The 15,062-nt window shown below is 46.7% G+C and carries 9 protein-coding genes, 1 tRNA gene and 2 pseudogenes; 5 read left to right on the top strand and 7 right to left on the bottom strand.

Translation table 11 applies throughout. The annotated features are described in order from the left end of the window. Nucleotides 1–23: 23 nt before the first annotated feature. The 3 genes from ACLGGO_RS32190 to ACLGGO_RS32180 all read right to left on the bottom strand — a co-directional run bounded on the left by ACLGGO_RS32190 (nt 24) and on the right by ACLGGO_RS32180 (nt 3,224). Nucleotides 24–761: an XDD3 family exosortase-dependent surface protein gene (locus ACLGGO_RS32190; RefSeq protein WP_446422370.1), complete on the bottom strand. Its 738-nt coding sequence runs from the start codon at nt 759–761 to the stop codon at nt 24–26. Nucleotides 762–917: 156 nt separating this feature from the next. Continuing rightward, nucleotides 918–2,363, bottom strand: a complete 1,446-nt coding sequence (gene gltX, locus ACLGGO_RS32185; RefSeq protein ID WP_446422369.1) for a glutamate--tRNA ligase — start codon at nt 2,361–2,363, stop codon at nt 918–920. A gap of 99 nt (nt 2,364–2,462) precedes the next feature. After that, nucleotides 2,463–3,224 (bottom strand): hypothetical protein, encoded by a 762-nt coding sequence (locus ACLGGO_RS32180; protein WP_446422368.1) that lies wholly within the window; start codon nt 3,222–3,224, stop codon nt 2,463–2,465. Here ACLGGO_RS32180 and ACLGGO_RS32175 point away from each other — a divergent pair. After that, nucleotides 3,223–3,405 (top strand): hypothetical protein, encoded by a 183-nt coding sequence (locus ACLGGO_RS32175; protein WP_446338004.1) that lies wholly within the window; start codon nt 3,223–3,225, stop codon nt 3,403–3,405. The two genes, ACLGGO_RS32180 and ACLGGO_RS32175, sit on opposite strands and share 2 nt — an antisense overlap. A gap of 23 nt (nt 3,406–3,428) precedes the next feature. On the opposite strand, the gene ACLGGO_RS32170 is transcribed toward ACLGGO_RS32175, so the two are convergent. After that, nucleotides 3,429–3,502, bottom strand: a tRNA-Asp gene (locus ACLGGO_RS32170). A gap of 52 nt (nt 3,503–3,554) precedes the next feature. On the opposite strand from ACLGGO_RS32170, the gene ACLGGO_RS32165 reads away from it, so the two are divergent. Both ACLGGO_RS32165 and ACLGGO_RS32160 read left to right on the top strand, forming a co-directional pair. Then, nucleotides 3,555–5,459, top strand: a complete 1,905-nt coding sequence (locus ACLGGO_RS32165) for a DUF3370 family protein (RefSeq protein ID WP_446422367.1) — start codon at nt 3,555–3,557, stop codon at nt 5,457–5,459. A 1,266-nt stretch (nt 5,460–6,725) separates the two neighbouring features. Then, nucleotides 6,726–7,730, top strand: coding sequence for a metallophosphoesterase family protein (locus tag ACLGGO_RS32160; protein WP_446422366.1), 1,005 nt, complete (start codon nt 6,726–6,728; stop codon nt 7,728–7,730). Between the two features lie 298 nt (nt 7,731–8,028). Here ACLGGO_RS32160 and ACLGGO_RS32155 read toward each other — a convergent pair whose 3' ends face one another. The 3 genes from ACLGGO_RS32155 to nifJ all read right to left on the bottom strand — a co-directional run bounded on the left by ACLGGO_RS32155 (nt 8,029) and on the right by nifJ (nt 13,608). Beyond that, complete coding sequence (locus ACLGGO_RS32155; RefSeq protein ID WP_446422365.1) at nt 8,029–8,658, bottom strand: transposase; 630 nt, start codon at nt 8,656–8,658, stop codon at nt 8,029–8,031. Between the two features lie 236 nt (nt 8,659–8,894). Next, nucleotides 8,895–9,911: a dihydroorotate dehydrogenase-like protein gene (locus ACLGGO_RS32150; RefSeq protein ID WP_446422364.1), complete on the bottom strand. Its 1,017-nt coding sequence runs from the start codon at nt 9,909–9,911 to the stop codon at nt 8,895–8,897. A gap of 82 nt (nt 9,912–9,993) precedes the next feature. Next, a complete protein-coding gene (nifJ, locus tag ACLGGO_RS32145) occupies nt 9,994–13,608 on the bottom strand; it encodes a pyruvate:ferredoxin (flavodoxin) oxidoreductase (protein ID WP_446422363.1) in 3,615 nt (1,204 codons plus the stop codon). A 753-nt stretch (nt 13,609–14,361) separates the two neighbouring features. Between nifJ and ACLGGO_RS32140 the strand changes: the two are divergent. Continuing rightward, a pseudogene (locus ACLGGO_RS32140) lies at nt 14,362–14,484 on the top strand (RRXRR domain-containing protein); the annotation flags it as partial. 249 nt (nt 14,485–14,733) lie between these two features. Further along, nucleotides 14,734–15,062: pseudogene (locus tag ACLGGO_RS32135) on the top strand (DUF4231 domain-containing protein); the annotation flags it as partial.

Raw genomic sequence — 15,062 nt, 5'->3', positions numbered from 1 at the left:
GAATAAATTCGCCGCGTCGAACTTCATCCCCCGACTAAAGTACGGGGGCTTCCGTTCTCCCGTCCTTTATCTGTGAGAAATTCACCTGAACCCATCGTATTTAAACTTTGAGATTGGTCAAAATAAGACGTATCGGCGGCTAAATCACCCAGACTCGGACCACAACCCGCACCTTGACAAGCGTCATTCACTCGTATGTTGTAATCTTCCAGGCTATCAAATCCACTATTAATATCTGTGGTACTGATAGCGGTAACATTGCTATAAAGACCAAGATTAGGGACTAAAGAATCATTGCTTTCGGCAAAACGTACTCCGAATAAATCCCCTTGATTATTCGCCGTGGTGAAGTCTTTGTCAGTAAAATTGAAGAACAAATCACCCCAACCAATATTGGCATCATCAGCACGGGTTCCATCAATACCTGTTAATGGGATATTGCCATTAATCACTACCACAATGCTATCCTTAGTTTCCTTAAGCGCTAGACTATAGATCTCATAGCCATTACCAGCTCCACCGACTTGAAATCCATCCACGCCATCATTGAACGAATCAACTGCATATTGCCATCCCTGATCATTGATAGGATTTTTGCCAACTTGAAGGGCAATACCATCGTTGATACATTCAGTAAACGTATTGGCGACAGTCCCTTCATTCAAAGCGGTGAACGTCGCCGCCTTAGCTGGTTTTGTGGTGGTTAAAATTACACCTAATGTGGTTGTGATAATAATGAATTGGGCGGTTTTGTTTAACATAGTCATCTCTTTGTTGTTTTAGAGACGAGTTTACTCGCATCCTCTGCTCTCCCTCTTAAAAAGGGCGACGGAAGGGGGAACTCCCAAGGGGGATGGGAGTTGGGATCGGGGTGAGGGGGCTGTAGCTTAAGTTAACTTTGAGCCAGAACTTTCGTTCTAGGCTTGACTCAAAGCTTGCTGCAAACGGGGTTTATCTTGTCCTTTTTGATGCAGCAATACCCAAGACTCAATTAAATCAGGACCATGCACATCACCCGTGAGTGCAGCACGCAGGGAGCGCATGACTAAACCTTTCTTTACCTTTTGCTGTTTAGTCACCTGTTTGATGATTTCCCCTGCGGTTTCTGCACTAAATTCTGGGGTATTTTCTAAGGCTTCCAAAACCGTGTTTAATACATCTGTTACCCCTTCTTTTTTAACTTGCTCAATCGCCTCTGAAGTCAACTCAATCGAGTCAGTAAATAACATCCGCGTCATCTCCACCGCATCCGGTAAGCGCGTCAGACTCGGACCAATAACGGCAGCTAATCGCTCTAACCAAGGGCGATTATTTTCCGGATCAATGTTATACCCCGCTTCTTGCCAGTAGGGAATTAGTAAATCAACTAATTCCGATGGTGGTTTTTTGTGCAGATATTGACTATTGAGCCAATCCAGTTTATCCCAGTCAAACTTTGCCCCCGCCTTATTCACCCGATCAAAACTAAACTGTTGAGCAGCTTCTTCTAGGGTAAAGATTTCCTGTGTCGAGTCGGGTGGAGACCAACCCAGAAGCGTCATATAATTTGCCATCGCTTCTGGGACAAAACCCATAGTCTGAAACTCAGAAATAGAGGTCACGCCATCCCGTTTAGAAAGTTTTTGCCCCTGGGGATTTAGAATTAAAGGCGTGTGAGCAAATTCGGGTACTGTTGCGCCGAGGGCTTCATAAAGCAAAATCTGTTTGGCAGTATTAGCAATGTGGTCTTCTCCTCGGATGATATGAGTTATTTTCATATCAATGTCATCAACCACTACCGCTAAATTATAGAGAGGCTGACCAATTTCACCTTGAGAAGCCGCCCGGGCAATCACCATATCCCCACCCAGATCACTCCCTTTCCAGGTGAGTTGACCGCGCACCATATCATTCCAGACAATCTCGCGACTATCGTCAATCTTAAACCGAATCACCGGCTCTCGTCCCTCCGCTTCAAAAGCGGCGCGTTGTTCTAGGGTGAGATTGCGGTGACGGTTATCATAGCGAGGGGCTTCTTTGCGGGCTTTTTGGGCATCCCGGAGTGCCTTAAGTTCCGCTTCTGAGGTGTAACAGTAATAGGCAAACCCTTTATCTAAAAGGGTTTGAATGGTGTGGTGATAAAGGTCAAACCGTTTCGATTGAAAAATCGGTCCTTCATCCCAATTGAGTCCTAACCAGGTGAGACCCTCTAAGATATTCTGGGTATATTCGGGACGCGATCGCGTTTGGTCGGTATCTTCGATGCGTAGAATAAACTGACCGCCGTGGTGTCGGGCGAATAGCCAGTTAAATACAGCGGTTCTGGCGGTACCGATGTGGAAGTTTCCGGTGGGAGACGGTGCAATGCGGACTCTAACAGTCACAAGATCAATCTCTGGTGGTAGGGTTGGCTAAGTACTTTCCAGCTATTTATTGTAGCGTAGAGCGGCGCTCACTCCCTCACCCATCCCCGAATTTCTTTTTTAAACCACTTCAATAACCTTTTTGCCTCCTGGTAAATCTGCACCCACCACATAAAAATCATGAGGATAGATCCAGTTCGTATCCATAGGACCATGAATTTGAATACCCGTCATCACCGCATACTTAAATATAGAATAATCTAAGGGATGCAAGAGGTTTTCTACATCATCAGAAATAATCTGACAAGCCAACTTAGTCATGTCAACTAAATTCGGTTTGTCTCCATAATTTATAGTGGACAGTATTTTTTGTCGGATAATAGATTGTTCCAGATCCTCGATATCCATTTTTAGGTTAAGACGTCCTGATTCTAACTCGTTGACAATCGCTTCTAATGCACCACAGGCATGAGACGCTTTGTGGATGCCTTCTCGATAAACCTTGCCAATTTCTCCGTCTCTAGAAATCGCAATATGAGGCATGGCTAAAAACGTAAAGCGGCGTATTCCATCGAGAATCGGAACGTGGTCTGTTGCGGCGGCTAAACCCGTTTTTCCCATCATCACGAACCCAGCCAGACTACAACAATTAAAGGTTTTTCCCCAGTATTTAACTACTTCATTAAGTAACGGATCAGTAATTTCGTCCCGACAGAGTGCTGCCATTCCCATTGTATTTTCATCTTCAAAACCCAGGGCTTTTAAACAATGGAAAGTTTTTTTCATGTAATCTTCCATAGGTAATGCAGCCGGGAAATACCGTTGAAGACATTCATGGAAAATTGGGTAAGTGCTTGAGTCATAACCCGTGAATTGCAACATGACACCTTTAGTATCCTATAATTTATGGAAAATTATTTTATTGAAACATCGTAATTCAGCTAGAAATCTTGATGTTGCCAGTAGAGGGGTTGAGACGAGCGATAATGCCATTGAATTCAGTGCGAATAGAACTCACCCCGTAACGGCTGAGCGAGTAGGCATTGCATTCTGTCCCAACTAGACCTACAATATTTAAGCATTTTACGGGACTGACGGGGCTCGAACCCGCAACTTCCGCCGTGACAGGGCGGTGCTCTAACCAATTGAACTACAGTCCCAATTTACGAGCCGAATACCATTGTTACGAAGATCTATGGATTTGTCAAGCCCATGCCGAAAAAATTTTTTCTTGGGGTTAGTGCCGATGCTATCGCATTCCCCGATATCCAAACCCATTGGGCAAAGGATTGTATTAACCAGATGGCATCTCGAAACCTAGTTACAGGTTACCCGGATGGCACGTTTCGCCCCAATGGTTCGATTACAAGGGCAGAATTTGCGGTGCTGATGTTGAATGCATTCCCCGACGCCGAGGTGAAACGCAGTGGTATCGCCTTTACAGATGTGCCACAGAGTCACTGGGCATATCGGGCAATTCAAGACGCTTATCAACGGGAATTTTTCTCGGGTTATCCGGGGCGGATTTTTCAACCCAGTCAACCGATTCCTCGTGTGCAGGCGATTGGGGTTTTGGCGGGGGCGAAGAATTACAGCATTCCCAGTAATCCATCGGGAATATTGCCACAATACTTCCAAGATGCCTCTGGTATTCCAGGATACGCCAGGAATGCGATCGCGGCGGCGGCGGTGAATACTCTGGTGGTTAATTATCCCACGGTGCAACGGCTTCGTCCCAATGAACGGGCGACACGGGGCGAAGTAGCGGCGCTATTGTGTCGGGGGTTAAATATTTATGCGGTTCCGCCTCAGTATATTGCTGGGGTGGAAATTCATCCCCAACAGGTGCGGACATTACCCGGAGGACTGAATTCTGTTCCCACATTTAATAGTAATTATCCTGAATTAGTTAGAAGTGAAGGGATTTTATTATCCACATTTTCCCCAACCGGAAAACGTATTCCTTCCGCCCATCTTAATTTTCCCTTTCAAGGACGTTTCGATATTTTTACCCATCATATCGCTAGGGCAGAAACTCAGGCAGAAACTCGCCCCCTTTATCAGGGATTACTGCTGCACAATCCCACCGATAAACCGGTGACAGTTGAGGTTTTGCAAGGGGCAAGTTATTTGAGTACTCCCGATGCGCCGTTTATTGACTTACCGGATATGGTGGATAATCCCAATGGCAAGATTTATTCGGGACCCGGTAGTCGCACGATGACTGATGTACTGCGGGGGATTCGTCAGGAAAGCTTTCCGGCACAAATGATATTGGAAGCAGGGCAAACTCAACTCTTGATGAATCAGCCGATTCCTATCCAACGGGCACCGGCGTCGAATGGACGTTCCACGATGATGCGATTGCAGAGTAATGGTTCAGTTTATGTTGCCAATTTAGCCATGAAAGCGCCGCAAAACTCGAATGGTACATACCGCGCCCCAACATTAGCTGAATGGCAAAGTTTATTAGTTGAAGGAGAATTAGCCGAACCCCGGAATCTGACGCCAACACCTCTTGACCCGCCTAGAGAACCCACAGTATTTGGACGGGTTGCCGGGGTTTCCCAAGGGACGCAATGGTTAGCAGAGATTACGGATACATTAGAATCAGATAGTCTGAGAATTCCCCAACCCGGTGAGGCATTTTCCTATGTTTTAGGAACGCTCCATTTAATTACGTTGAATACGGGTCAAATTCAAAGTGCGCCGATGTTAGCTCGTTATCCGGATACGGCGTATTATGCTCATAGTAATTATGGCGTGGAATATAATCTGACGTTACCCCTGAAAAATACAACAAGTCAAGCTCAAACGGTAACTGTATCGATGCAAACGCCGTTAAAAGATGAGGCAGGTACAGATAAGTTACTGTTTTTGAATCCACAAGTTGATCGGGTATTTTTTCGGGGAACTGTTCGGGTCACTTATGAAGATAACCAAGGGGAAAGTCAGACACGGTATGTCCATTTAGTTCAGCGTCGGGGACAACCGTCTAACCCCTTAGTTACGTTAAATTTAGCGCCAGGGGAACAGCGAAATGTAAAGGTCGAGTTTATTTATCCACCGGATTCCACGCCGCCGCAGGTGTTGACAGTGAAGACGTTGGCGAGGTAGAAATCCTCACCCCCAGCCATCTCCCAGGCTCTGCCTCCTCTCCTCTCGTTTCCTCTCGTTTTCCTCTCGTTCCCAGGTCTGAGAAGGGAATGCTATTCTGGAGGCTCTGCCTCCCATAGTAGAAACGCCTCAAAACGGTATCTTTTGCCCTTCGTTACATCCACTTGAAAAACTTCTCCCCAATGACACAAAATGAGCAGTTATTTCGTCAAGGGTTGAGAGGGTCATCTGCATAAAATATAGGGTCTTGAATAAGGCAGGGTGTATCTACTTTTTTTCGCCTTCCAGACTCTGGGAAGGGAATGCTCTTAGGGAGATTCCAGCCTGTCATAATCTCATGTTAATTATCCCTGATTTTGCCCCCTTCAGTCCCCCTTTATACCGAGTTGCGCTCAAACATAGTAGATAGGAAAAGCCGGGGAGGCAGGGGAGGCAGGGGAAGCAGGGCGTGTGGGTCATTCTGGGAAGGGTTGGACATAGTTAAATGGGTAAATTGTAGAGCATAAGACACTAATTTAACCTAGGTTCGTAGTCGTCACTTTAGTGACTCAACGTTCAAGTGCTGAGGACAAACTTTTAATTCAGAGACATTCCTTTTAACTTAGTTAGGATAAATTAGGAGATGGTGCGATCGCAAACCCTACAACCCATCCTACTCACCCTCTCCTCCTGACTCTTCACTGACTCTTCATGGGAAGCCTCAAAACCCTGTTAGGCTGGTAGATAAGGACATTCTCGGGTTCATTCAAAACGCACCCATTCCCCCAGATTACCGGAAAAGCAAGTTCTCCCGTCTCCCTATTCAACTGAGGGCAAATAATCAGATAGAGTTTCGCCATCAACTGATTCAGGAGTATTATACGGCAGAGTATTTACTGAAGCAGTTACCGAATCTTAGTGATGAGGAATTACAACGGCAGTATCTCAATTATTTGAAATGGACAGAACCTCTAGCGTTAATGCTGGGATTGGTTGAAGATGAAGCACAGGCAGTTCAACCTTTAATTCAAGTTCTTAATCAGGGAGAGAAATCGGTTCGTCTTGGTGCAGCATGGGCGTGCACAATCAGCGTTAGAAAAAATAGATATCCCTGAATTCTTGCCTGAGTTTTCGGCACTTCTAAAAACAGATACAGATCCGGCTATACTCAATATAATCTCTGCTATTCAACAGCGCTGCAAATTCTATAATTACACCCTAACTCAACCTCCAACTACATCGATATCCTCAGATTCTAAACTTACCCATCTCTTCCCAATATCTCTCATGCATATTCTCCACCTTAGCGACCTCCACTTTACCACCCTCGACCAAGCAACCTTGTGGTCTACACAACTCAGACTTGATTTACGTCATGAACTCAATATTTCTCAGCTTGACGCCCTGATCCTCTCCGGCGATATTGCTAACTATTCTACCCCAGAAGAATACGAAGCTGCCGCCCAATTTCTCAACACCCTCTGTCAAACCTTCTCCCTAAACCCAGAACAAATTACCATTGTTCCCGGTAACCATGACCTCAACTGGAACTTAGCACAAGAAGCCTACCTACTTGTTGACCGCCCTAAATACAACGGTAAACTAATTGATGGTCATTATATTAAAGTCACCGATGAAGTCATCCGAGTTCGTGACGAAACCGCCTACAAAAAACGCGTTGAAAACTTCCGCCAGTTCTACAAAGACATCAAACGAAAACCCTATCCCTTAGACTATGACCAACAATACACCCTCGACTATCTCCCCGAACAAAACCTCCTCATTTTAGGGCTAAACTCAGCATGGCAACTCGACCATCATTTCAAATCCCGCGCCAGCATTCATGAAAATGCCCTCAGCAACGCCCTGGATGAAATTGATACTAATCCCGATTACGATAACTGCTTAAAAATCGCCGTTTGGCATCACCCCCTCGATAGTCCCTATCAAGATAGAATTATCGACCAAGACTTCATCGGACTCCTCGCCGTTTCCGGGTTTCGCTTCTTCCTGCACGGACATATCCACAAAGCCGAAACCAGTCTGTTCCGTTACGATATGAGTCGAGATGGGCGCAAATTAGACCGCATTTGTGCCGGAACCTTTGGCGCACCGACAAAAGAACTGGTAACGGCTACGCCTTGGCAATACAATTTGCTGATCTTTGAAAAGGATAAACTAACTGTTCGCACCCGTTGCCGTCGCGGAAAAGATGCGCCGTGGGAATCCGATAGTATTTGGCGTCAGGGGGCGGGAAAATCGTCGTTGGATTATTACACCATTGAGTTGTGATTTTTTGTCATTTGTAATTTTTCATTTGTAAGGATATCACCAATTGTAGGGGCGACCCGCTGCATTAAATTAAGAAAACCCACCTATCAATTTTATCGGGTCGCCCTGCATTGGGTATTGGAAATTATATGACACCGCATTTAGACCGGGGCGAGTCGGGATAGGTTAATTGCGGTTCCGCCACCTTGACTCAGCGACTCGCCCCTACAAACCCCTACAAACCCCTACAAATGTGATAATCTCAATAATCTTAATAATCTTAATAATCCTGACAATCTCTATCAGGGATAATTGCCAGTTAAAACGGAAAATCGGTTAGAGGGTCTTGATTGGATACAGGATATTCGGGATTTTCTGGGTCGTCTATCCACCGTAGAGGATTTTCTACAATGTATTTGCGGATGGCATGAAGGGATGTCTCCCGGTGAATGATGTGATCATAGAAATCGCGTTGCCAGAGAGGAACGTGGGGGGTTTGACGAATCCGGTTAATCCGTTTGGCAGATAGGGATTTGAATTGCCCAATAATTGCACCTAGAGAACCCGAAACCACACCTTTAATCTGTCGTTTCTCCCTAGTGCTTCCAGTCGAGACAATCGGCTGAACCCAATCCAGAGAATAAACCGATAACTCTGTCCTCAATGAGGTACGGTGGGTATCTGTAAGGACAATAATACCGTGTAAGTGGTTCGGCATAATCACAAAAGCATCAAGTTCCACATTCGGGCGCACAACAGCCGTTCGATACCATTCGTTTTTCACAATGCGACCCAATGGGGATAGATACATATTGCCTTGGATAATTTCCCCCAGCAGACAATCTCGATTACGGATACAAAGCGTGACAAAATAAGCACCAGGTTGCCTGTAGTCGTATCCTTTTAGGCGAATAGAATGGCGGTGATTTCTTTGAGGTTCGTAGGGCATAGAACTGTAGGGGCGACCCGCTGCATTCAATTAAGAAAACTCACCTATTAATTTTATCGGGTCGCCCTGCATTGGGTATTGGAAATTATATGACACCGCATTTAGACCGGGGCGAGTCGAGATAAGTTAATTGTGACACCGCCACCTTTGCTCAGCGACTCGCCCCTACAACCAACCACGATAATCCCCAACTTCTTCAAGAAGTCGGGGATCTAATTAATGAATTGCCATTTATCCTACGGGGCAAACCCCACCAATTGAGGCTTGTACGTCTGAATCGCCTTCATGTACTGCGCCCGTTCAAAGGCACTTTCATCAGGACAGTTAATCTGACTCATGCTACCCTGCATCTGCTTGATGGACTCATATTCATGCTCCTCCATCCAATGGCGTACCTCTTGCTCAATGTCTTGCAGATTGCCAATCCCATGACGCAGCAGCACACTAACGATTTCCGTCACTTTCGCCCCTGCCATCATCATTTTGATTACATCCTGCCCTTTATGTACCCCACTCGTAGCCGCAAAGTCTACCGACAGACGACCATACAAAATCGCAATCCAGCGCATGGGTAAGCGCATCGCTTGCGGTGTACTCAGCAATATATTGGGTGAAACTTCCAACTCCTCAATATCAATATCCGGCTGGTAAAATCGATTGAAAAAGACTAAACCATCCGCACCCGCCTCAGTCAACCGCTTCGCCATATTTGCCATATTGCTGAAGAAAGGACTGAGTTTAATCGCCACCGGAATATTCACCTCAGATTTCACCGCTTGCAGAATATCAAGATAATTCTGCTCCACTTGTGCCCCCGTCTGATCCATATCCGTGGGGATGCTGTAGATATTCAACTCCAGCGCATTCGCCCCCGCCTGCTCAATTTCCTTAGCGTAGCGCGTCCAGCCGCCCACCGTGGAACCATTGAGACTGGCGATGATCGGCATATTCACCGTCTCTTTTGCCTTACGGATATGCTCTAAATATTGCTCTGACCCCACATGAAACACCTCCGCTTCGGGGAAATAGGTCAGGGCTTCGGCAAAACTTTCTGTACCATACTCCAAATGATGGTGTAACTCCAACTTTTCTTGGCGCAGTTGTTCTTCAAATAAGGAATGCAGCACCACAGCCGCCGCCCCTGCATCCTCCATACGCTTGATGTTGTCAATATCTTCCGTCAGGGGCGCCGCCGCACCAACGACGAGTGGCGATGGCAATTCTAACCCTAGGTATGTTGTTGTCAGATCCATCCGTTTAAACCTCTTACATTATTTATGGGTAATCCTGTGGAGGGGTGTAGAGACGCGCCATGGCGCATCTCTACAATGTTATTTAGGTACTCGCTGGTTCCTTAACCTCCTCACCAGTTTGGGTTGTCTGACCATTTCCATCACCGTTGTGGGTGTCCAACTGACGGGCTGCCAGATATTGGTACATCTGCCACCGGATCTGCACATCCTGTTGCGCTTCTTCCAGGAGACGTTTGGCATCTTCTGGCTTACTCTTGGTCAGCATCTTGAAGCGGTTTTCTTCATACATGGATTTTTCCACGGGGAATTTCGGGCTCCGCATATCCAGTTGCAGGGGATTCTTGCCGTCTTTAACTAAATCCGGATTAAACCGATACAGCATCCAGCGCCCAGACTCAACCAACGCCTTTTGATGAGACATCGCCGTGGTCATATTAATCCCATGAGCAATACAGTGGGAATACGCCAAGATTAGGGATGGACCATCATACGCCTCAGCTTCCAGGAACGCCTTGAGAGTATGTTCATCCCGCGCCCCCATTGCCACACTAGCAACATAGACATTCCCGTAGGTCATGGCAATTAAGCCTAGGTCTTTCTTAGCTGACGGTTTACCACCTGCGGCAAATTTCGCCACCGCCCCCCGTGGGGTAGCTTTGGACGCCTGACCCCCGGTATTGGAATAAACCTCAGTATCCAAAACCAGGATATTCACATTGCGACCACTAGCAATCACATGGTCTAAACCACCGTAACCAATATCATACGCCCAGCCGTCACCGCCAATAATCCAGACACTCTTCTTGACCAAGTAATCGGCTAAACTCAACAACTGCTTGGCTTCAGGAGAGTTCATCTGTTGCAGTTTCTGCTTGAGTTGAGCCACCCGTTCCCGTTGTTCCCAAATATCGGCTTCAGATTTCTGTTCCGCGTTGAGAATGCCACTAACTAAGTTATCGCCAATCTCACCCGCTAAACGTTGCACTAACTCAGCGGCAAATTGGGTGTGTTTGTCAACGGAAACGCGGAAGCCGATACCAAATTCGGCGTTATCTTCAAATAAGCTATTCGACCAAGCAGGTCCGCGCCCTTCAGCGTTTTGTGACCAAGGTGTGGTGGGTAGGTTTCCACCGTAAATCGAGGAACAGCCTGTGGCATTTGCCACCAACATGCGATCGCCAAATAACTGGGTCGCTAGTTTCAGATAGGGAGTTTCCCCACAACCCGCACAAGCACCGGAGAACTCAAATAGGGGTTCTTGCCATTGCTGCTGGCGGATGCGGTCTAAATTTAAAGAACGGCGATCGGGATTGGGAATATCTAAGAAGAAGTCCCAATTTGCCTGTTCCTGTTCCCGCAGGGGTAACTGGGATTCCATGTTAATCGCCTTCAGCTTGGGCTGAGACTTGTTCTTCGCCGGACAAACATCCACACAAATTCCGCAACCCGTGCAGTCTTCGACCGCCACCTGAATGGTGAATTTCTGTCCCGCATACTCTTTATCCCGTGTATCCGTGGACTTAAGGGAAGCGGGGGCGTTTTCTAACACCTGCGGATCATAAGATTTGCCTCGGATTACCGCATGGGGGCAAACCATGACACACTTACCACACTGGACGCAGACATCGGGGTCCCACACGGGAACTTCTAGGGTTATATTCCGTTTTTCCCATTTCGTCGTGCCAGTGGGGAATGTGCCATCTACGGGCAAGGCACTCACTGGCAGATTATCCCCACCCCGCGCCATCATCTGACCTAACACATCCCGGACAAAGGCTGGGGCGGTGTCGGGAACTGGGGGACGCATGTCCACAGTACTGTCAAAGGTGTCTGGCACTTGCACTTCATACAGATGCGCCAAGGTGTTGTCCACTGCCTCAATATTCATGCGGACAACTTCTGCACCCTTCTTGCCGTAAGTCTTTTCAATGTACTGCTTAATTTTGGCGATCGCTTCTTCTTTGGGTAAGATATTCGCCAGTTCAAAGAAGCAGACTTGCATCACGGTGTTAATCCGCCGTCCCATGCCACTGTTAACCGATACCTCATTGGCATCAATGACATAGAACTTCAACTTCTTGTTGACAATTTCCTCTTGCACCGGGCGGGGCAGTAGACCCCAGACTTCATCCGCACTAAAGGGACTATTCAGCAGGAAGGTAGCACCTGGGGCGGCGATACTCAGGACGTTGAGTTTTTCCAGGAATAGCCATTGGTGACAGGCGACGAAGTTGGCTTGGCTAATCTGGTAGGTTGAACGAATCGGTTCTGGACCAAAGCGTAGGTGAGAAACGGTGACGGCGCCGGATTTCTTGGAGTCGTAAACGAAGTAGCCTTGGGCGTAGTTGTCGGTTTCTTCACCAATAATCTTGATCGAGTTCTTGTTTGCGCCCACGGTACCGTCTGACCCTAAGCCATAGAACACACAGCGCACCACGCTTTCGGGTTCAGTGGAGAAGCTGGGATCATAGGAGAGGCTGGTGTGGGTTACGTCATCGTTAATGCCAATGGTAAAGTGGTTCTTCGGTTGGTCAGCGGCTAGGTTCTCCAAGATAGCCTTCACCATCGCGGGGCTAAATTCTTTGGAGGATAAGCCATAGCGTCCACCCACAACCCTGGGTTTCGGACTCTCAGCTTCCCAGGCTTCCTGAAGGGCTGTAACGACATCTAGATACAGGGGTTCGCCACCAGCGCCCGGTTCTTTGGTGCGGTCTAGGACGGCGATATTCTTAGTCGTAGTTGGTAGTGCGGCGACTAAGCGCTTCATATCAAAGGGACGATACAGCCGCACTTTGATCAGTCCTACTTTTTCACCCTGTTTGTTCAGGTAATCTACGGTGTCATGGACGGTTTCTGCGCCAGAACCCATGAGGATAATCACTCGTTCGGCATCGGGGGCACCGTAATATTGGAACAGTTCATATTGGCGTCCGGTGAGTTCGGCAAATTTGTCCATAGTTTTCTGGACAATTTCCGGGCAGGCATCGTAGTAGGAATTAACGGTTTCCCGTGCTTGGAAATAGACATCTGGGTTTTGGGCGGTGCCTCGCAGAACGGGGCGATCGGGGGTTAGACCCCGCGCCCGGTGTTCCATCACCCGTTCATCATTGATCATTTCCCGCAGATCATCGTCCGCTAGTAGTTCGATTTTCTGAACTTCGTGGGAGGTGCGGAAGCCGTCAAAGAAATGGATAAAGGGAATGCGGGATTCTAGGGTGGCGGCGTGGGTAATTAAGGCCAGATCATGTGCCTCTTGGACTGAGCCTGATGCCAGAAGACCAAAGCCTGTGGCACGGCACGCCATCACGTCTTGGTGATCCCCAAAAATGGACAGGGCTTGGGCGGCTAGCGATCGCGCGGCGACATGAATCACGGCTGAGGTCATTTCCCCAGCTATCTTGTAGAGGTTGGGCAGCATTAACAGCAAGCCCTGAGAGGCTGTGAATGTGCTGGTCAATGACCCTGCCTGCAACGCGCCATGGACTGTACCTGCCGCCCCTGCTTCACTCTGCATTTCAATGATTGAGGGAACGGTACCCCAGATGTTCTTGCGACCTTCTGACGACCAAGCATCTGCCCATTCTCCCATGGGTGAAGCGGGGGTGATCGGATAAATGGCGATCACTTCATTGAGTGGGTAGGCAACGCGAGCCACCGCTTCGTTTCCGTCTAGAGTTGCAATCGTTCGTTTAGTCATAGTTACAAACCTTTATGGTTTCTAGGTAATCTTTTTTGGAGCGCTAAACTTCAACTTAATTCCTTGTCTATTGCAAATTCCCTATTAATTTCGTCTGTTCCACTACAAAACGGCAATTTTCTTTGAAATCGAATTGGCATAAATTATCCAATTGAGTCCTTCTTTTAACAACATCAATGTTGTTTTTTTCTGAGGTATAGAAGTCGGCATTCAACCCCCACACTCCATGGCTGACGGTCGTCTCCGGGATTTGTTAACGGTTTTTTAACCTTCCCGTTTGCTTCCGGATACTCTTCTATTATCTAACAAAAATTTAGCAATTTAGGTAGTCTAACTTTTTTTTAATTTCTTTAAAACTTGGGTGACTCCCTCCCTTAAAATAATCCAAAGAATAACAGAATAAGCTGTATTAGTTTTTACAAGCTGGGAGATTTTAACTTCGTTAAGTATTCGCACAAAATAATTAAGAAATATTTCATTTCGTAAATATTTCTCAGCTTCTCAGCCATTGAGGGAGATGGGGGGAAAAAAAGGAGATAGGTGATGTTTATGCCAAATACTACGGATGTTGTGTGGTTAAAGGTTAGTCCGAGCCTGCAACGTTTCGATCAGCGACTGATTGTGGCTCTCCCGTACCTAGGGTGATAAGCAAACCTGATTATTCTTGGAAACTTTGTGGGGCAAGACTTTCAAAACAATGTTTTTAGGGAAGCTATCACTAATATAGGCTTTTCCACCACAAGTACGGGAGAGGAGGTGAAAAATCCTGTTGTGAAAGAACATCGATTGAAAATTGACCCCGGTTCCCAAGTAACTGGACTCGCCATCTTAGAAGGAAACCGAGTCGTATTTGCAGCTGAGTTGACCCATCGCGGATTGGATTAAGTTTAAACTATATTTTACATCTTGACAAAAGATTCCAGAATTAATTGTGAACCGAGTTCTTCAAGTCCTACTATCAACGATGAGTTGAAAGATTTTGATCGGCTGTTTCAACTTTGGCAGCAAGCAGGTTTGATGGGCGCAAGGATGGTGCCTCTACAGTGTTTTTTGGGGTTGACTGCGTTGATCCCGGCGTGAAATAATATATACATAAAACTATGTACGAGATTCAACTCCAAAATTATGACAACTCTCGACAATACTAATCCATCTGACCTGTCTCAGGCAGGCGAAAATGGTTCACCCTTATCCCGGTTACCGATTCCCTGGATCAAGATTGGACAATACCTATTCCTGGCGGCTTTGATTTGTACAAGTATCATTAGCTTTGTTGTTCAAGATAAAGCCATTATAGTTATTTGGATGGCTGTCTTAGTTTCAATTTTTGTATTCCTGGTTTTGGTTGATAAGTTAGATATTGGCGTCGCTTGGTTTAACCCGCATTTCTCACACAAAGAGCGATCGCAAACTCTAAAAGCCTTGGTAGACAGCGATTTGACCTCAGTTAGCTC

It is taken from the genome of Coleofasciculus sp. (genome assembly GCF_046565525.1).
GTDB lineage: Bacteria > Cyanobacteriota > Cyanobacteriia > Cyanobacteriales > Coleofasciculaceae > Coleofasciculus.
Note: the sequence above shows the minus strand (reverse complement) of the source record. Positions and strands in the feature narration are given on the sequence as shown.

Excerpts from the sequence above, each read along its gene's own strand:
- ACLGGO_RS32180 (WP_446422368.1), bottom strand. The coding sequence starts at position 3,224 with ATGTTGCAATTCACGGGTTATGACTCAAGCACTTACCCAATTTTCCAT.
- ACLGGO_RS32160 (WP_446422366.1), top strand. The coding sequence starts at position 6,726 with ATGCATATTCTCCACCTTAGCGACCTCCACTTTACCACCCTCGACCAA.
- ACLGGO_RS32175 (WP_446338004.1), top strand. The coding sequence starts at position 3,223 with ATGACACCTTTAGTATCCTATAATTTATGGAAAATTATTTTATTGAAA.
- ACLGGO_RS32150 (WP_446422364.1), bottom strand. The coding sequence starts at position 9,911 with ATGGATCTGACAACAACATACCTAGGGTTAGAATTGCCATCGCCACTC.
- ACLGGO_RS32155 (WP_446422365.1), bottom strand. The coding sequence starts at position 8,658 with ATGCCCTACGAACCTCAAAGAAATCACCGCCATTCTATTCGCCTAAAA.
- ACLGGO_RS32165 (WP_446422367.1), top strand. The coding sequence starts at position 3,555 with ATGCCGAAAAAATTTTTTCTTGGGGTTAGTGCCGATGCTATCGCATTC.
- nifJ (WP_446422363.1), bottom strand. The coding sequence starts at position 13,608 with ATGACTAAACGAACGATTGCAACTCTAGACGGAAACGAAGCGGTGGCT.
- ACLGGO_RS32190 (WP_446422370.1), bottom strand. The coding sequence starts at position 761 with ATGTTAAACAAAACCGCCCAATTCATTATTATCACAACCACATTAGGT.